The sequence below is a fragment of the Xenorhabdus sp. Sc-CR9 genome (assembly GCF_963897815.1).
Lineage (GTDB): Bacteria > Pseudomonadota > Gammaproteobacteria > Enterobacterales > Enterobacteriaceae > Xenorhabdus.
Window position 1 is genome coordinate 37949 of sequence record NZ_CAWQTY010000159.1, and the last position, 15539, is coordinate 53487.

The window sequence follows — 15539 nt, forward strand, 5'->3', positions numbered from 1 at the left end:
CTACATTAACCACCGGCAATGGCCTGAAACAGCAGGATACTGTCCCCGTCATTAACCTGATGGGTATGCCATTCTGAACGCGGGATAATGGCCTGGTTGATGGCTAAGGCGATACCTGATTGAGTGCGTTGTATATGTTCAAGCAACTGTCTGATTGTGACGGGCGCACTGAGTGTGATCGGTTGATCGTTAACGATAATATTCATGCGATTTCTTTTCCTGTCTCATTTTTGCCGCTATTCGCGTTTTCAGGCTCATTTTTTGCAATAGTGGCTTGTTGGGCAACCGCTCGGCAAATCGGGCACTGTGATGACCGGGTAAGCTGTAACGTACCCCAGCTCTGTTGTTTGCCATCAAATAACCGGAGTTTTCCGTTTAAGGGAGAGGGAAGGCCAGCCAGCATCTTGATGGCTTCTAATGCTTGCAATGCGCCGATCACACCAACGATGGGACCTAATACTCCGGCTGTCCGACAATTGCGTTGCGGTTCTTCCTGATCGGGATAAAGGCAGGTATAGCAGCCGTACTGATAAGGAGGGGAGAGAACCAACAGTTGCCCGCTGAAACCGATGGCACTGCCGCTGATAAGTGGTTTGTTTTCTGCAACGCAAGCGGCATTGATGGCATGGCGGGTTGCCATGTTGTCGCAACAATCCAGTACTAAATCTGCTTTCCTGACCGCGTTCAACAAAGATTCATTATCTTGCCTTTTGGTCAGTTCTGTTACCGTGATCAGTGGGTTCAGGCCTGTTAGTTGTTTTACTGCCAACTTTGCTTTATTTGCGGGAATATCACCTGTGCGATAGAGGATCTGGCGTTGCAGATTGGAAATATGCAATTGGTCATCATCCGCAAGATAAAGAGTTCCGACTCCCGCTGCTGCGAGATAGAGTGCTGCAGGTGAGCCTAATCCACCGAGGCCAACAATCAGTACCTTGCTGATTTTTAGTTTTTCCTGACCTTCAGGGCCAATGTCTTCCAGTAATAATTGGCGACTGTAACGCATAAATTCTTGATCGTTTAACATAAAAGCCCCCGATCCTGACCTTCAACTAAATGAAGTAAACTGGCTGTTACCTGCCGCCAGTCTTTCGCTTTTGTAATGGCACTGACCAGTGCCACGCCACCGACATCGGTTGCAACAACATCCGGTACGCGTTCCAGTGAGATGCCGCCAATGGCAACGGTAGGGTATTCCGGTGTTATTTCCACTTGATGTTTGAGTGCGTCAAGTCCCTGTGGTGATGAAAGCATCTCTTTCGTGGTGGTAGGGAAAATATGCCCCAGTGCGATATAAGAAGGACGCAGGGCTTTTGCCCGCGCCAGTTCCTGTTGGTCATGGGTGGAAATACCCAGACGCAATCCCGCTTGCCGGATGGCATTGAGATCAGCGATATCCAGATCTTCTTGTCCCAAATGAACGCCATAGGCTTGGTGTTTAATAGCTAAGCGCCAGTAATCGTTAATGAACAAACGGGCGTTGTAGTGGCGGCCAAGTGTTATGGCAGTTTGAATATCTTTCTCTACCTGCTTTTCTGGTTGATCCTTGATACGCAGTTGCAGGGTTCTGACGCCTGCTTTCAGTAAGCGCTCAATCCATATCAGGGAATCCACGACAGGATAAAGCCCCAAGCGTTGTGCTGTCGGAGCAAAAGGAGCTGATAGATGTGTTGATGTGTCAGGCTGACTTTTCATGGGGCACCTCATCTGCGCTGTGATAAAGTTCACTGCCACGGGTGCGAAATTCTTCCGACATATGTTCCATTCCTGCTTCCTGTTCTAGTTTTGCTGCATAATCGCGTACATCTTGCGTAATTTTCATGGAGCAGAATTTTGGCCCGCACATAGAACAGAAATGGGCGACTTTGCCGGATTCTTGCGGCAGGGTTTCATCGTGATAGGCGCGGGCGGTATCAGGGTCAAGTGCCAGATTGAATTGATCTTCCCAGCGGAATTCAAAACGTGCTTTTGACATGGCATTGTCACGGATTTGAGCACCGGGATGGCCTTTGGCAAGATCAGCGGCATGGGCCGCGATTTTGTAAGTGATCAACCCCTGCTTCACATCTTCTTTATTGGGTAAGCCGAGATGTTCTTTGGGGGTGACGTAACACAGCATGGCACAGCCAAACCAACCGATCATGGCAGCCCCGATGCCGGAAGTGAAATGGTCATAACCGGGGGCGATATCGGTTGTCAGTGGCCCTAAGGTATAGAATGGCGCTTCGTGGCAATGCTCCAGCTCTTCCGTCATATTACGGCGGATTAACTGCATCGGGATATGCCCCGGCCCTTCGATCATGACTTGAACATCGTATTCCCATGCGATTTTGGTCAGCTCGCCGAGCGTGTGCAGTTCTGAAAATTGTGCTTCGTCGTTGGCATCTTGAATTGACCCAGGGCGCAGTCCATCCCCCAAAGAAAGGGAAACGTCATAGGCGGCGCAGAGTTCACAGATTTCCCGAAAGTGAGTATAGAGGAAGTTTTCCTGATGATGGGAAAGACACCATTTCGCCATGATGGAACCACCACGGGAAACAATGCCTGTCAGCCGTTTGGCGGTCATTGGAACATAGCGCAGCAATACACCGGCATGAATGGTGAAATAATCAACTCCTTGCTCGGCTTGCTCCAATAAAGTGTCGCGGAACATTTCCCATGTCAGGTTTTCCGCTATTCCGTTAACTTTTTCCAGTGCCTGATAAATCGGGACAGTGCCGATAGGAACCGGACTGTTGCGCAGTATCCATTCGCGGGTTTCGTGGATATAGCGTCCGGTGGAGAGATCCATCACGGTATCTGCGCCCCAGCGGGTAGACCAAATCAGTTTTTCCACCTCTTCTTCGATGGACGAAGTCACGGAGGAGTTACCGATGTTGGCATTTACTTTAACCAGGAAATTGCGGCCGATAATCATTGGCTCGGATTCTGGGTGGTTAATATTGGCGGGGATAATCGCGCGACCAGCCGCCACTTCCTGACGAACAAATTCTGGTGTGATGTTTTCCGGTAAATTGGCACCGAAATTTTGTCCCGGATGTTGTTGGCGGAGCACTTCACTGTGAATGCGTTCACGCCCCATATTTTCGCGCAGTGCGATAAATTCCATTTCTGGTGTGATGATGCCTTGGCGCGCATAGTGCAATTGGGTGACGCGCTTTCCTTGCTTGGCTTTCAGCGGATGCGGGCGATGGCGACAACGCAGGTGATCAAGCCCTGCGTCTGCGAGGCGTTGTTGGGTAAAGTCGGAGCTAAGAGTGGAAACGGGTTCAATATCATTGCGTTCGTCGATCCACGATTGGCGGATTTTGTGCAATCCCGTTTGTATATCCAGTACGGAAGTAGGATCGCCATAAGGGCCTGAGGTGTCATAAACCGGAACTGGTTCGTTTTCCTCAAATTGGGGATTCTCTTTGGTGCCGCCGGTGAGTGTAGAGGAAAGTTGGATCTCACGCATCGGAACTTGGATATCAGGGCGTAAGCCTTCAAGATAAATACGTTTTGAATTGGGAAAAGCCACCCCTTGAACGGTGTTGATAAACGTCTGTGCGGCATCTCGTTGAGCCTTGCGCGGCCTTGCCTGATGGGGTTTTGGCGAAATATCAGCTGTTGGGATAATGGTATTTGAAATAGCGGTATTATTGGACTTAGACATAGCAAATTCCTGACTGTGTTATCACCTGTCTCATTGCTGGTCAGGCTTAAGTTGAGAAAATTGCTTGTCTGGAGCTCGCAGGGAGTAATGGTTTGTAGCTGAACATGGTTTGTACACGATGCTGTCATAGGTGTACGTAATAATCAGCGAGGTGATTACTCTTGTTCCCTTCGCGGGTATTAGCCCGATCAGGTTCTGCGGATCCCGAATAAACGGTCTCAGCCTGTGTCCATCGTGGTATACGCTGAACGCTAGGCACTCCGACAAGAAAAACACCCCAGAGTATAAAGGGGATTATAAAAACTACAACCTTTAACTGTAACCTTTTAGTATGACTCTAAAGTCCAGTTCAATTGCGTCCATCCGTGAATTTCGGCTTCCAATTGCAAACGAGGGTCTGCATTGATGGTAAAAACTTCGTCAGCAAATAAACACATTGGTAAATCATTTATAGAGTCTGTGTAGAATGAAATATGCTGCGGAGATAAATTCTGTTCTGATAGCCATTGCTGCAAGCGGGTGACTTTTCCTTCGCGGAAAGTGAGGGTTCCCAGAACATTACCGGTATAGCAACCCTCTTCCATTACCATATCGATCCCCATTACGGTTTGGACACCGAATGCAGCTGCAATTTTCTTTACCACGAAAGAGACGGTGGCGGAAATAATAATGATGGGAATGTCTTGCTGCCGGTAAGTATCCAGTTGTTTTTGGGCTGCGGGATAGATGAGTGGTTTGATTTTTGTTTCTACAAAATCAGTTAGCCAGATATCTACTTGTTCTTGGGAGATTTTGTGCAGTGCCTGCATGCTGAATGCCAGATATTTGTGCATATCCAGCTTACCTGCACAGTAGTCAGCTATCATTTTCTGGTCTGCCTCAAGAAAACGGGGATCAGTAATGATATTTTTCTCCCATAGATATTGTGTCCATAACCGGCCGGAATCTTTGCAAATTAATGTTTCATCTAAATCAAATACGGCAATTCTCTGTGACATGGTTGATATTCCTCAATTTAATTTAATGTATTTTTATTTATTTAATTCGGATCGTATACCTGCAAATTTTCAATTTGTAGAGCAGTCAACAAAAATGACACTTGAAAGACGAAGAGTATAAATGAGTATTAATTAGGGTGGCTAATAGAGCAGATTGCAGACGGAAGATAATGAAAAGAGTATGCTGAATTTGGACAAAATGCCATGAAGACAATCGTACAACTCATGATGGAATAGATGATGATACAGCAAAAATTGACAGGTACAGAACAGGGCTGGTGGATTGTCAGTCTTGAGAATCAAGTCTGGCTACCACAGGGGGAATTACCAACAGGGACTGCCCGCGAATGGTCATTGCAGAACCACATGGCGCAGCCCATCGGAGAATGGTTGGGGGATACAGTGTGGCTGATCCGCCATAAAATGGCTTCAGATATGTCTTCTCACCGCTTATTTGTTGATCGGGAAACCAAATTATTTCAATTGGTAGGGCGTGCTGTGCAATTGGCTGAGTTTTATCGTTCACATCATTATTGTGGTTACTGTGGTCATGAAATGAAGCATAGTCAACATGAATGGGCCTGTTTGTGCAATCACTGTCAGGAATGTTATTACCCACAAATTGCTCCCAGTATTATTGTTGGCATTCGTCGTGATGACCATATTTTGTTGGCACAGCACCAGCGTAGCCGAAATGGTATTCATACTGTGCTTGCTGGGTTTGTGGAAATCGGTGAAACGTTGGAAGAAGCGGTGCATCGCGAAGTGATGGAAGAGAGTGGAATTAAAATCCGTAACTTGCGATATGTCGCTTCTCAACCATGGCCTTTCCCGAACTCCTTGATGGTAGGATTTTTGGCCGATTATGATAGTGGTGAAATTACAATTGATCCCGTTGAACTTATCAGCGCAGACTGGTATCGCTACGATAACCTTCCTTTGATCCCTCCTTCTGATACGATTTCCCGTCGTTTAATTGAAGATACGGTTGCGTTATGTCGCCAGCAGTCATGTTAATTACTCAATGAGTTGAGAAAGGCCTTTTAAAAACATGTTCGGATCTGCAAGGGGATAACCGGCAACGGCTAATACAACTGTGACTGTATATCCCCTTCATTTTAAAACCCATAAGGTATGGCAATATACCTTATTCTTTTTGTTCCTTTAGGCCCCGGTTTTCTAGCATAGGCTCAATACTTGGTGGCTTACCGCGGAAGTCGATATACAGCTTTTCCAGGTCTTCACTATTGCCACGTGACAGCACCTTATCGCGGAAACGTTGGCCATTCTCTGGCGTCAATCCTCCGTGTTCGGTAAACCAGGCAAAGGCATCGTCTGCCAGCATTTCTGTCCACAAATAAGCGTAATAGCCGGCAGCATAGCCGCCACCCCAAATGTGTTTGAAATAGCTGGAACGATAGCGCGGGGGCACGTAGCTGAGAGCGATATTGTCTTGTTGCAGAGACGCCCCTTCAAATTTATCTACATCCTTCTGTGGCTGATCAGCGGCCAGCATATGCCAGTGCATGTCCAACAATGCGGCTGACAGCAGCTCGGTCATGAGGTAACCTTTGTTGAATTTGTCAGCCTTATTGATCTTATCCACCAACGCCTGTGGCATGGCTTCACCGGTTTGGTAATGCTTGGCGTAATGGGCAAATACCTTTGGATCACGCGCCCAGTACTCATTAAGTTGTGAGGGAAATTCCACAAAATCACGGGCGGTATTGGTACCGGACAGGCTCGGATATTTCTGATCGGCAAACATGCCGTGCAAGGTATGCCCAAATTCATGGAACAGGATAATCACTTCATCATACGACAATAGTGCGGGCTGGCCCGGCGCAGGTTTGGTAAAGTTGGTGACGTTGTAAATCACCGGTTTGGTTCCAATGAGCTTTGACTGACCGACAAAATTATTCATCCAAGCTCCACCCCCTTTATTGTCACGTTTGAAGTTATCGGTATAAAACAACGCCAACGGCTTCCCGTCTTTATCGAAAACTTCATACACGCGGACATCGGGTTGATAAACCGGAATATCTTTACGTTCTTTAAAAGTGATGCCATACAGCAGATTAGCAGCATAGAATACGCCATTGTTCAGAACGTTATTCAGCTCGAAATACGGCTTAATCTGTGACTCATCCAAATCATATTTTGCTTGGCGTACCTGTTCAGCATAAAACGACCAATCCCAAGCCTCCAGCTTGAAGTCTCCTTTTTGCTGGTCAATCACTGCCTGAATGTCTTTGGCCTCGCGCTCAGCGCGTGCCGTTGCCGCTGGTACGATATCGCGTAAAAATTTCAGCGCGGCTTTAGGCGTTTTTGCCATCTGATTTTGCAGTTTCCACGATGCATAATCCGGGAAGCCCAGCAGATTAGCCTGCTCAGCACGGAGCTTCGCTAATTGGCTCAGGGTTTGACGCGTGTCATTATCGTCACCTTTTTCGGCTCGGCTCCACGAGGCTTCAAATAACGCCTTACGTGTATTGCGATCTTTCAGGTCTTGCAAACGTGGTTGCTGAGTGGTGTTTTGCAATACCAACAGCCATTGGTTGTCTAGCTTACGCTCATTGGCAGCCTGAGCAGCCGCAGCAATTTCGCCATCGGATAGCCCACCCAGCCAGGCTTTATCTTGAACCACCAGCGCGCCATTCTTGGTTGCTGCCAGCAATTTATTGGTGAACTGGGTACTGAGTATTGCTGCTTCCTGATTCAACGCTTTTAACTTTACTTTATCCGGATCAGACAAGTTAGCCCCTGCTAACTCGAAGCGTTGATAAGTCACTTCCACCAATCGGCGCGATTCCGGGTCCAGATTCAACGTTTCGCGCTGCTGATAAACAGCTTTGATACGGTTGAACAGTTTACTGTTCAACATAATTTCATCCTTCATCGCCGCCAGCTTTGGTGAAACATCCTCATCCAGTTTTTGTAGTTTGTCAGTGCTGTTAGCTGATGTCATCGCTCCAAATACGCTAATTACCCGTGTCAACATTGCGCCTGATTTCTCCAGTGCGACAAATGTATTTTCAAAGTCAGGCGTGGCGGGATTATTGGCTATTTTCCCGATCTCTTCCAGTTTCTGTTTAATACCGGCAGTAATTGCGGGTGCATAGTCTGTTTCTTTTATTTTATCGAACGGAGGAGCCTGAAATGGTAGTTCGCTTGTGGAGAAGAAAGGGTTTTTGCTCTTGTACTGCTGTTGATTAGCTTCACCGCTCACACTCACCTCCTTTACCTGATCACTTGATGCGTTCGTGTGATCAGAACCCGGTTTATTTTCTTCGGCCTGCGCCTGAGTGCCTAGTGCCAAGCCAATAGCCAGTACTAAAGTGGATAAACGTATCAATCGAAACTCCTCCATGTAGGTCGTCTAATAGGTTATTTATCAATGAAAATAACTTCATAAGTACTTTGATGCAGTCAATTAACTAACGTAAATCAATTCATTTAACGATTTACTGAAGAGCGCGAACAATGAAGGATGATGGCAACGTGAGAAGCCCTTCCTTCGTATAACACGTTGGTAACATAAATGTAACATAATGGAGGCAATGAGCTGGTGGGCATAGTCCTTGTTCCGGGTTTTGTGACTCCGCCCATAAATTTTTTCAGCCGGTGTTGTTCGTTATATACCCAATGGATTTCGAGTTAAGCCAATAAAGCCGTAGTTTGAAAGACTACAGGTGTTGCTGCTTGAACGTTTATTTATTGGAGGTCAAGACGGAAGTTCGGTTTCCGACGTGTTATCATGCACACGCTTTTTGTCGATAATCAAAGGGAGCCTGTCATGAATGAGTTGAAAAACGACCGCTATCTGCGTGCCTTATTGCGTCAGCCTGTTGATATCACACCTGTGTGGATGATGCGTCAGGCCGGTCGATATTTACCAGAATATAAAGCGACACGTCAGGAGGCGGGAGATTTCATCTCGTTATGTAAAAATACTGAGCTGGCTTGCGAAGTCACGCTTCAGCCCCTGCGCCGTTTTCCTCTGGATGCTGCGATCCTGTTTTCTGATATCTTGACTATTCCTGATGCGATGGGGTTGGGGCTTTATTTTGAAGCAGGAGAAGGGCCACGTTTTCAATCTCCGATTCTTAATCATGCCGATGTGGAAAAATTGCCTGTCCCTGATCCAGAAATGGCGCTGGGCTATGTGATGGATGTTGTTCGTGCGATCCGCAAGGCGTTGGCAGGTCAGGTTCCTCTGATCGGTTTTTCCGGTAGCCCGTGGACACTGGCAACCTATATGGTTGAAGGAGGAAGCAGCAAGGCATTTACCAAAATTAAAGCCATGATGTATGCTGAACCTGCGACATTGCATATGTTACTGGATAAATTGGCAAACAGCGTTATTCTATATCTAAACGCGCAAATTAAAGCGGGCGCTCAATCTGTCATGATTTTCGATACTTGGGGTGGAGTCTTATCTCATCGCGCTTATCTGGAGTTTTCCCTGCAATATATGCATAAAATTGTAGATGGGTTGATCCGTGAACACGAAGGCCGTCGTGTGCCTGTTACCCTGTTTACCAAAGGGGGAGGCCAATGGCTTGAGGCGATGGCGGCAACGGGGTGTGATGCACTTGGGTTGGATTGGACGACGAATATTGCTGATGCCCGCCGTCGTGTTGGAGATAAGGTTGCTTTACAGGGTAATATGGACCCATCTACGCTGTATGCTGCACCGGCACGAATTGAAGAAGAAGTTTCGAGAATTTTACAAGATTTTGGTGTAGGCAACGGGCATGTTTTCAATTTGGGACATGGCATTCATCAGGATGTTCCACCAGAGCATGCCGGTGCCTTTGTCGAAGCAGTACACAGACTTTCAGCAAAATATCATCAATGACTTTATGATTGACACAAAGGCACTACGTCAGGAACAGATAGAGACATCACGGCAGGTTATCCGCCATGATGTGTTTTCTACATCTTTTACGCCAAAGTTGATTGCGGGTGCTGATGTTGGGTTTGAAGATGGCGGTGCGGTGACGCGTGCCGCTATTGCGGTTTTGCACTATCCCTCATTAGAATTGATCGAATACCAAATCGCCAGAATTGACACAGTACTTCCTTATATCCCCGGCTTACTCTCATTTCGTGAATATCCTGCATTGATGGCTGCATGGCAAAAATTAAGACTGCGGCCTGATTTGCTTATGGTGGATGGTCAGGGGATTGCCCATCCCCGACGTTTTGGAATAGCCAGCCATTTTGGATTGCTGGTGGATGTTCCAACAATCGGTGTAGCAAAAAGCCGCCTGTGTGGTGAACATGCATCTGTAGGAGATGCTCCGGGAAGTCGTCAGCCGTTGGTGGATCGTGGTGAACAGATCGGTGTCGTATTCCGCAGCAAAAAAAGATGTAATCCGCTCTATATTTCCATCGGTCATCAGATCAGTATTAACAGCGCGGTATTCTGGGTTGAACAGTGTATGAAAGGTTATAGACTCCCTGAACCGACTCGTTGGGCGGATGGGATCGCCTCAAATAGGCCGTTTTTTAAGCAAACAATGCAGAAAAATCTATAATTGTGGCGGAAATGTGTGGATATTCTTGATTTTCAGGTAAACTTCGGCGCAAATTAAGCATTATGAGTAACGACCAATGTTAAGAAACCCGATCCACCTGAGGTTGGAGAAGCTTGAAAGTTGGCAACATTTGACTTTTATGGCTAGTCTATGTGAGCGGATGTATCCAAACTATCAGGTGTTTTGTCTCCAGAGTGGGTTTGCAGACCCCTTACAGTATCGCCGTATTTTGGATCTTGTGTGGGAAGTATTGGTCGTTAAAGATGCAAAAGTGAATTTTGATAGTCAGCTGGAAAAGTTAGAGACCATTATCCCATCATCAGAGAGTTATGATATTTATGGTGTGTATCCAGCGATTGATGCGTGCATTGCATTGAGTGAAGCAATTCATTCTCGTTTGAGTGGCTCGACGTTAGAACATGCAATAGCTGTCAGTGAAATGTCCGTCCGTACTGTTGCTATGCTGGAAATGACGCAGGCTGGTAGGGAAATGACTGAGGATGAATTAAAAGTATTACCTACCATTGAAGAAGAGTGGGACATTCAATGGGAAATTTACCGTTTATTGGCTAATTGCGAAGAACGGGACATCGAACTAATTAAAGGATTAAAAGCTGATCTCCGTGAATCGGAGGTTAGCAATATCGGCATAAATTTGGAGCAATAACTCATAAAAACGTGACTTAATGCTTGATTTGCCGTATTTAAAGGCTTCACATTTGCCCTCACTCTGTTCTACATTGGGGGGCGAAAAGAAGTGGCTATCGGTGCGTGTATGCAGGGGTGCTGTCAAATCGGCATATCCGTCGCACTCGATGCTTTGCAAACGATAAACACACTGTAAGGATAATCTATGAATAAGACCGAATTAGTTGATGCAATTGCAGCAGGCGCAGATCTGACTAAAACTCAGGCTAAAGCTGCTCTGGAGTCAACTTTGAATGCAATCACTGAATCCCTGAAAAATGGTGATGCAGTGCAGCTGGTAGGCTTTGGTACTTTCAAAGTTAACCACCGCGCAGAACGTACAGGCCGTAACCCACAGACTGGTAAAGAAATTAAAATTGCAGCAGCAAACGTACCTGCTTTCTCCGCTGGTAAAGCACTGAAAGACGCAGTTAAGTAATCTCATTGCGAAAAAAAATGAGAGGGGGATATTTAAAACCCCTTTTGTTGATTCTACAGGGGCTGTTAGCATTAGGGTTCATCTCTTTGCTCAGCGCCTGTTCGATTCAACCCAAAACACCACTTTTCAACGCCAGTGGTCTTGTAACTGATAACGGCGTTATCCGTTTATGGCGACTGAATGATCAAAATAGTAAGCCTCAGGTCATTATGAGCGTTTACAGCCCCTATCATAATAAAAGTACTACTGTTACTTTCTACGAATATCGTCATGGCAGTTTGTGGCAAATCCGTCGCAATGTGCTTGGTAATTCCTTAAGTGATAAAACGCCAATTGAGGAAACATTGCGTATCGATCAAAACAACGCAGTCATTTTTAAACTGCGGCAATTAAAAGAACGTAATGAAATACTTTCCGATAATGATGTGAAACGTCTACAGCTTGATGCCAGGCAGGTACTGGACGTCAGCAACTCCTTAATTGCAAAAGGAAGTAAGCTATTACAGGGGCACTGGCAGCACGGTCAGGTTACTGCTTGTTCGGGGAAACAATTATCCATTGAGTTTGAACCTGATGATCAGAAATGGCTTAAGGAAAGGCAAAGTAATAGCTCTGGCTCATTGACTATTGCTTGGCTGGATTCGTCAGCGGGAAAACAGTTATTGTTGGTCGCCAATGATGATTTTTGTCGTTGGGAACCGACGAAAGATAAGCTGTAAAGCTGTTACTTTCGTCGGTGTAGAATTGACTTATTTCAAGCGGGCAATCGCTCGATAGCCGATATCTTTGCGGTAAAAACACCCTTCCCAGTTAATGTGCCCCACTCTCTGGTAGGCTTTTTTCTGTGCTTCGGCAATATCGTTGCCCAAAGCGGCGACACACAAAACACGCCCGCCTGCAGTGACAACGTTTTCATCCTTAAAATCTGTCCCTGCGTGAAAGATCTTTTCATCGGTTTCTGTATCTTGCGCTAACCCGCTGATAACATCACCTTTAGCGTAATTGGCGGGGTATCCTCCTGCCGCCAGTACAACACCTAATGCCGGGCGGGGATCCCATAAGGATATTTTCCCGTTTAATTGGCCTTGTGCCCCTGCAAGACAAAGTTCGACTAAATCAGAGTGCAAACGCATCATAATGGGTTGAGTTTCAGGATCACCAAAACGGCAGTTAAATTCGATGACTTTGGGTTCACCTTGTTTATCAATCATCAGGCCAGCATAGAGAAAGCCGACATAAGTACGCCCCTCGGCTGCCATTCCCTCGACAGTAGGGTAAATGATTTTTTCCATGACACATTGGTGAATATCATTCGTGACGACAGGGGCTGGTGAGTAAGCGCCCATACCGCCGGTATTTGGCCCGGTATCGCCGTCACCTACACGTTTGTGATCCTGACTGGTAGCCATAGGAACCACGTTTTTACCATCAACCATGACAATAAAACTGGCTTCTTCGCCATCCAAAAATTCTTCAATGACGATACGATGCCCTGCATCACCAAACGCATTACCTGCCAGCATGTCTTTAACGGCATTCTGCGCTTCTTCTATAGTCATGGCGACAACGACACCTTTACCAGCAGCCAGGCCATCCGCTTTAATGACAATCGGAATTCCCGTTTTTTCCAAATAGGCCAGTGCTGGCTCAATTTCCGTGAAATTCTGGTAGGCTGCGGTGGGAATATGATGACGGGCGAGGAAATCTTTGGTGAAGGCTTTGGAACCTTCGAGTTGAGCCGCCGCTTTTGTCGGGCCGAAAATAGTTAGCCCTGCTTGCCGGAAAGCATCAACTACACCGATAACCAGTGGAGCCTCAGGCCCCACGATGGTCAAACCGATATCATGGCTTTGGGCAAACTTCAGTAATCCATCAATATCGGTCGCGGTAATGTTCACATTTTCTAAATTCGCTTCCAGCGCAGTGCCTGCATTACCCGGTGCGACATAAACCTTATCTGCCAAAGGTGATTGTGCCGCTTTCCATGCTAACGCATGTTCTCTTCCACCATTGCCGATAATCAATACATTCATTTAAGGCTCCTATTATTCAGGCGAAAGATTGTTAATGGCGGAAATGACGCATGCCAGTGAAGATCATTGCGATACCGTGTTCATCAGCAGCAGCAATAACTTCATCATCCCGAATGGAACCACCCGGTTGGATGACACAGCTCACACCTACTGCGGCTGCGGCATCAATGCCATCCCGGAACGGGAAAAAGGCATCTGAAGCCATGGCACAGCCTCTAACCTCTAATCTTTCATCTTCCGCTTTAATACCCGCTATTTTAGCTGAGTAAACACGGCTCATTTGCCCTGCGCCAATACCAATTGTCATATTGTTCTTGGCATAAACAATGGCATTGGATTTGACAAATTTTGCTACTTTCCAGCAGAACAGCGCATCCTGCATTTCTTGTTTCGTTGGCTGGCGTTTGGAGACAACCCGCAGATCATCCTCGTCTACCATACCTAAATCGCGATCCTGTACCAGTAATCCACCGTTAACACGTTTGAAATCGAGTTCTGCAACTGGTGAGTGCCATTCTCCGCATGCCAGAACACGGACATTTTGTTTGGTCGCCAGAATTGGCAAGGCTGTTTCATTAATAGAAGGAGCAATAATGACTTCAACAAATTGGCGTTCGATAATAGTTTTCGCGGTATCAGCATCCAATTCTCGGTTAAACGCAATGATGCCACCGAATGCGGAAGTAGGATCAGTTTTGAAAGCATGGTCATAAGCGGTATGAATATCAGTACTCACTGCAACACCACAAGGATTGGCGTGTTTGACAATCACACAGGCAGGTTCGGAAAATACTTTTACACACTCTAACGCAGCGTCGGTATCCGCAATATTATTATAAGAAAGCGCTTTACCCTGTAATTGGGTTGCTGTAGCAATCGAAGCTTCAGTAATTTCTTCTTCTATATAGAAAGCTGCATCTTGATGGCTGTTCTCACCATAACGCATATCTTGCTTTTTAATGTAGTTCAGATTCAGAGTGCGGGGAAAACGCCCTGATGGTTGTCTTGTCTCACCATGATAAGGGGGAACCAGTGTGCCAAAGTAGTTAGCAATCATGCTGTCATAAGCGGCTGTATGCTCGAATGCCTTGATGGCTAAATTAAAGCGGGTAGGTTGCGTCAGCGAGTTTTGGTTGCTATCCATTTCCTCAATAATATTGTTGTAATCCTGGCTATTGACAACAATCACAACATCCTTGTGATTTTTAGCCGCAGAGCGAACCATTGTCGGGCCACCGATATCAATATTTTCGATGGCATCTTCCAGGGAGCAGTCTGGTTTTGCGACGGTTTGGGCGAAGGGATAAAGATTAACGACCACCATATCAATCGGGGCAATCTGATGTTTTGCCATTACATCATCATCCTGCCCACGTCGGCCTAGAATGCCGCCATGAACTTTAGGGTGAAGAGTTTTAACCCGCCCATCCATCATTTCGGGGAAACCCGTGTAGTCGGAAACCTCAGTGACATTTAGTCCGGCTTCGGCCAGTAGGCGAGCAGTGCCCCCTGTTGAAAGCAGTTCGACACCGCGTTTAGATAAGGCTTTGGCGAATTCAACAACCCCCACTTTGTCAGAAACACTCAGCAGGGCGCGATGGATAGGACGAAGCTGTTGCATTGGTGTGATCCCTTGAATTTCATAAAACAAGAATGTGTTATTGAGAAAATCCACTGATTGAGAGAAAAAAATGGCTTAAGCAATAACATTTCAAAACAACCTAAAAAAATCATGTGGCGATTTTTCCTTCTCAGATTGTAACGAAAACGTTTGCGTGATGCTCGACAAATTTTAGCAAAATATCAAATTGTGGATAACTTTGTGTGTAATATGGTATAAACTGGCGTTTTGCTGTGTAATGCAGCGAGCAGTAATTTTTTTGAAAAAAACTCTTGTCAGCGGCGGAAAACCCCCTATAATGCGCCACCACTGACCGACGCTGCGCTGAGACAGGCCGCGGCGGGAAGTCGGAAAAGAGCGAAAATAAACGCTTGACTCCGGAGGCAAACAGCGTAAGATACGCAGCCTCGCAACCCGGAAGTCACTTCCCGGTTGCCCCGCTCTTTAACAAGTTAATCAGACAATCTGTGTGGGCACTCGCAGGACTGTATCTCACGCCGCAAGGCGAAAAAGATTACCAAGTCTTGAAGAGTGAACAACAGTTAATTCATTATGAACTAACA

At 46.3% G+C, this 15539-nt stretch carries 14 protein-coding genes and 1 riboswitch; of the genes, 6 read left to right on the forward strand and 8 right to left on the reverse strand.

The genetic code is table 11. The features are described from left to right. Positions 1-5: 5 nt before the first annotated feature. From thiS to AACQ81_RS07245, 5 genes are all read right to left on the reverse strand, one after another. The gene (gene thiS, locus AACQ81_RS07225; RefSeq protein ID WP_237386793.1) at positions 6-206 is read right to left on the reverse strand and encodes a sulfur carrier protein ThiS; all 201 of its coding nucleotides are present in this window, start codon (positions 204-206) and stop codon (positions 6-8) included. Further along, complete coding sequence (locus tag AACQ81_RS07230; protein ID WP_237386794.1) at positions 203-1027, reverse strand: HesA/MoeB/ThiF family protein; 825 nt, start codon at positions 1025-1027, stop codon at positions 203-205. Before AACQ81_RS07230 ends, thiS begins: the two co-directional genes overlap by 4 nt. Then, positions 1021-1695: a thiamine phosphate synthase gene (gene thiE / locus AACQ81_RS07235; protein ID WP_237386795.1), complete on the reverse strand. Its 675-nt coding sequence runs from the start codon at positions 1693-1695 to the stop codon at positions 1021-1023. The genes AACQ81_RS07230 and thiE overlap by 7 nt, the downstream gene beginning before the upstream one ends. Continuing rightward, positions 1679-3655 (reverse strand): phosphomethylpyrimidine synthase ThiC, encoded by a 1977-nt coding sequence (thiC, locus tag AACQ81_RS07240; RefSeq protein WP_237386796.1) that lies wholly within the window; start codon positions 3653-3655, stop codon positions 1679-1681. Before thiC ends, thiE begins: the two co-directional genes overlap by 17 nt. A 148-nt stretch (positions 3656-3803) precedes the next feature. Then, positions 3804-3928, reverse strand: a riboswitch (TPP riboswitch). 53 nt (positions 3929-3981) lie between these two features. Continuing rightward, complete coding sequence (locus tag AACQ81_RS07245) at positions 3982-4653, reverse strand: HAD family hydrolase (protein WP_237386797.1); 672 nt, start codon at positions 4651-4653, stop codon at positions 3982-3984. Between the two features lie 240 nt (positions 4654-4893). On the opposite strand from AACQ81_RS07245, the gene nudC reads away from it, so the two are divergent. Continuing rightward, positions 4894-5670, forward strand: a complete 777-nt coding sequence (nudC, locus tag AACQ81_RS07250) for an NAD(+) diphosphatase (protein ID WP_237386798.1) — start codon at positions 4894-4896, stop codon at positions 5668-5670. Between the two features lie 130 nt (positions 5671-5800). On the opposite strand, the gene dcp is transcribed toward nudC, so the two are convergent. After that, on the reverse strand, positions 5801-8005 hold the full coding sequence (gene dcp, locus AACQ81_RS07255; RefSeq protein WP_237386805.1) for a peptidyl-dipeptidase Dcp: 2205 nt from the start codon (positions 8003-8005) through the stop codon (positions 5801-5803). A gap of 444 nt (positions 8006-8449) precedes the next feature. On the opposite strand from dcp, the gene hemE reads away from it, so the two are divergent. The 5 genes from hemE (at position 8450) to AACQ81_RS07280 (ending at position 12041) form a co-directional block, all read left to right on the forward strand. Further along, positions 8450-9514 (forward strand): uroporphyrinogen decarboxylase, encoded by a 1065-nt coding sequence (gene hemE / locus AACQ81_RS07260; protein WP_237386799.1) that lies wholly within the window; start codon positions 8450-8452, stop codon positions 9512-9514. 4 nt (positions 9515-9518) lie between these two features. Next, complete coding sequence (gene nfi / locus AACQ81_RS07265; RefSeq protein ID WP_237386800.1) at positions 9519-10196, forward strand: deoxyribonuclease V; 678 nt, start codon at positions 9519-9521, stop codon at positions 10194-10196. Between the two features lie 76 nt (positions 10197-10272). Continuing rightward, a complete protein-coding gene (locus AACQ81_RS07270; protein ID WP_237386801.1) occupies positions 10273-10863 on the forward strand; it encodes a YjaG family protein in 591 nt (196 codons plus the stop codon). Positions 10864-11049: 186 nt separating this feature from the next. Further along, positions 11050-11322 (forward strand): nucleoid-associated protein HU-alpha, encoded by a 273-nt coding sequence (gene hupA, locus AACQ81_RS07275; protein ID WP_010848914.1) that lies wholly within the window; start codon positions 11050-11052, stop codon positions 11320-11322. 17 nt (positions 11323-11339) lie between these two features. Then, on the forward strand, positions 11340-12041 hold the full coding sequence (locus AACQ81_RS07280) for a DUF1481 domain-containing protein (RefSeq protein ID WP_237386806.1): 702 nt from the start codon (positions 11340-11342) through the stop codon (positions 12039-12041). Positions 12042-12071: 30 nt separating this feature from the next. Here the strand turns inward: AACQ81_RS07280 and purD are convergent, their stop codons facing one another. Continuing rightward, positions 12072-13355, reverse strand: a complete 1284-nt coding sequence (gene purD, locus AACQ81_RS07285; protein ID WP_237386802.1) for a phosphoribosylamine--glycine ligase — start codon at positions 13353-13355, stop codon at positions 12072-12074. A gap of 31 nt (positions 13356-13386) precedes the next feature. Beyond that, complete coding sequence (gene purH, locus AACQ81_RS07290; RefSeq protein WP_237386803.1) at positions 13387-14976, reverse strand: bifunctional phosphoribosylaminoimidazolecarboxamide formyltransferase/IMP cyclohydrolase; 1590 nt, start codon at positions 14974-14976, stop codon at positions 13387-13389. Between the last annotated feature and the right edge of the window lie 563 nt (positions 14977-15539).

What these genes read in the sequence shown, in the direction of transcription:
- thiS (WP_237386793.1), bottom strand. Translation starts at nt 206, where the DNA reads ATGAATATTATCGTTAACGATCAACCGATCACACTCAGTGCGCCCGTC.
- AACQ81_RS07230 (WP_237386794.1), bottom strand. Translation starts at nt 1,027, where the DNA reads ATGTTAAACGATCAAGAATTTATGCGTTACAGTCGCCAATTATTACTG.
- thiE (WP_237386795.1), bottom strand. Translation starts at nt 1,695, where the DNA reads ATGAAAAGTCAGCCTGACACATCAACACATCTATCAGCTCCTTTTGCT.
- thiC (WP_237386796.1), bottom strand. Translation starts at nt 3,655, where the DNA reads ATGTCTAAGTCCAATAATACCGCTATTTCAAATACCATTATCCCAACA.
- AACQ81_RS07245 (WP_237386797.1), bottom strand. Translation starts at nt 4,653, where the DNA reads ATGTCACAGAGAATTGCCGTATTTGATTTAGATGAAACATTAATTTGC.
- nudC (WP_237386798.1), top strand. Translation starts at nt 4,894, where the DNA reads ATGATACAGCAAAAATTGACAGGTACAGAACAGGGCTGGTGGATTGTC.
- hemE (WP_237386799.1), top strand. Translation starts at nt 8,450, where the DNA reads ATGAATGAGTTGAAAAACGACCGCTATCTGCGTGCCTTATTGCGTCAG.
- nfi (WP_237386800.1), top strand. Translation starts at nt 9,519, where the DNA reads ATGATTGACACAAAGGCACTACGTCAGGAACAGATAGAGACATCACGG.
- AACQ81_RS07270 (WP_237386801.1), top strand. Translation starts at nt 10,273, where the DNA reads ATGTTAAGAAACCCGATCCACCTGAGGTTGGAGAAGCTTGAAAGTTGG.
- hupA (WP_010848914.1), top strand. Translation starts at nt 11,050, where the DNA reads ATGAATAAGACCGAATTAGTTGATGCAATTGCAGCAGGCGCAGATCTG.
- AACQ81_RS07280 (WP_237386806.1), top strand. Translation starts at nt 11,340, where the DNA reads ATGAGAGGGGGATATTTAAAACCCCTTTTGTTGATTCTACAGGGGCTG.
- purD (WP_237386802.1), bottom strand. Translation starts at nt 13,355, where the DNA reads ATGAATGTATTGATTATCGGCAATGGTGGAAGAGAACATGCGTTAGCA.
- purH (WP_237386803.1), bottom strand. Translation starts at nt 14,976, where the DNA reads ATGCAACAGCTTCGTCCTATCCATCGCGCCCTGCTGAGTGTTTCTGAC.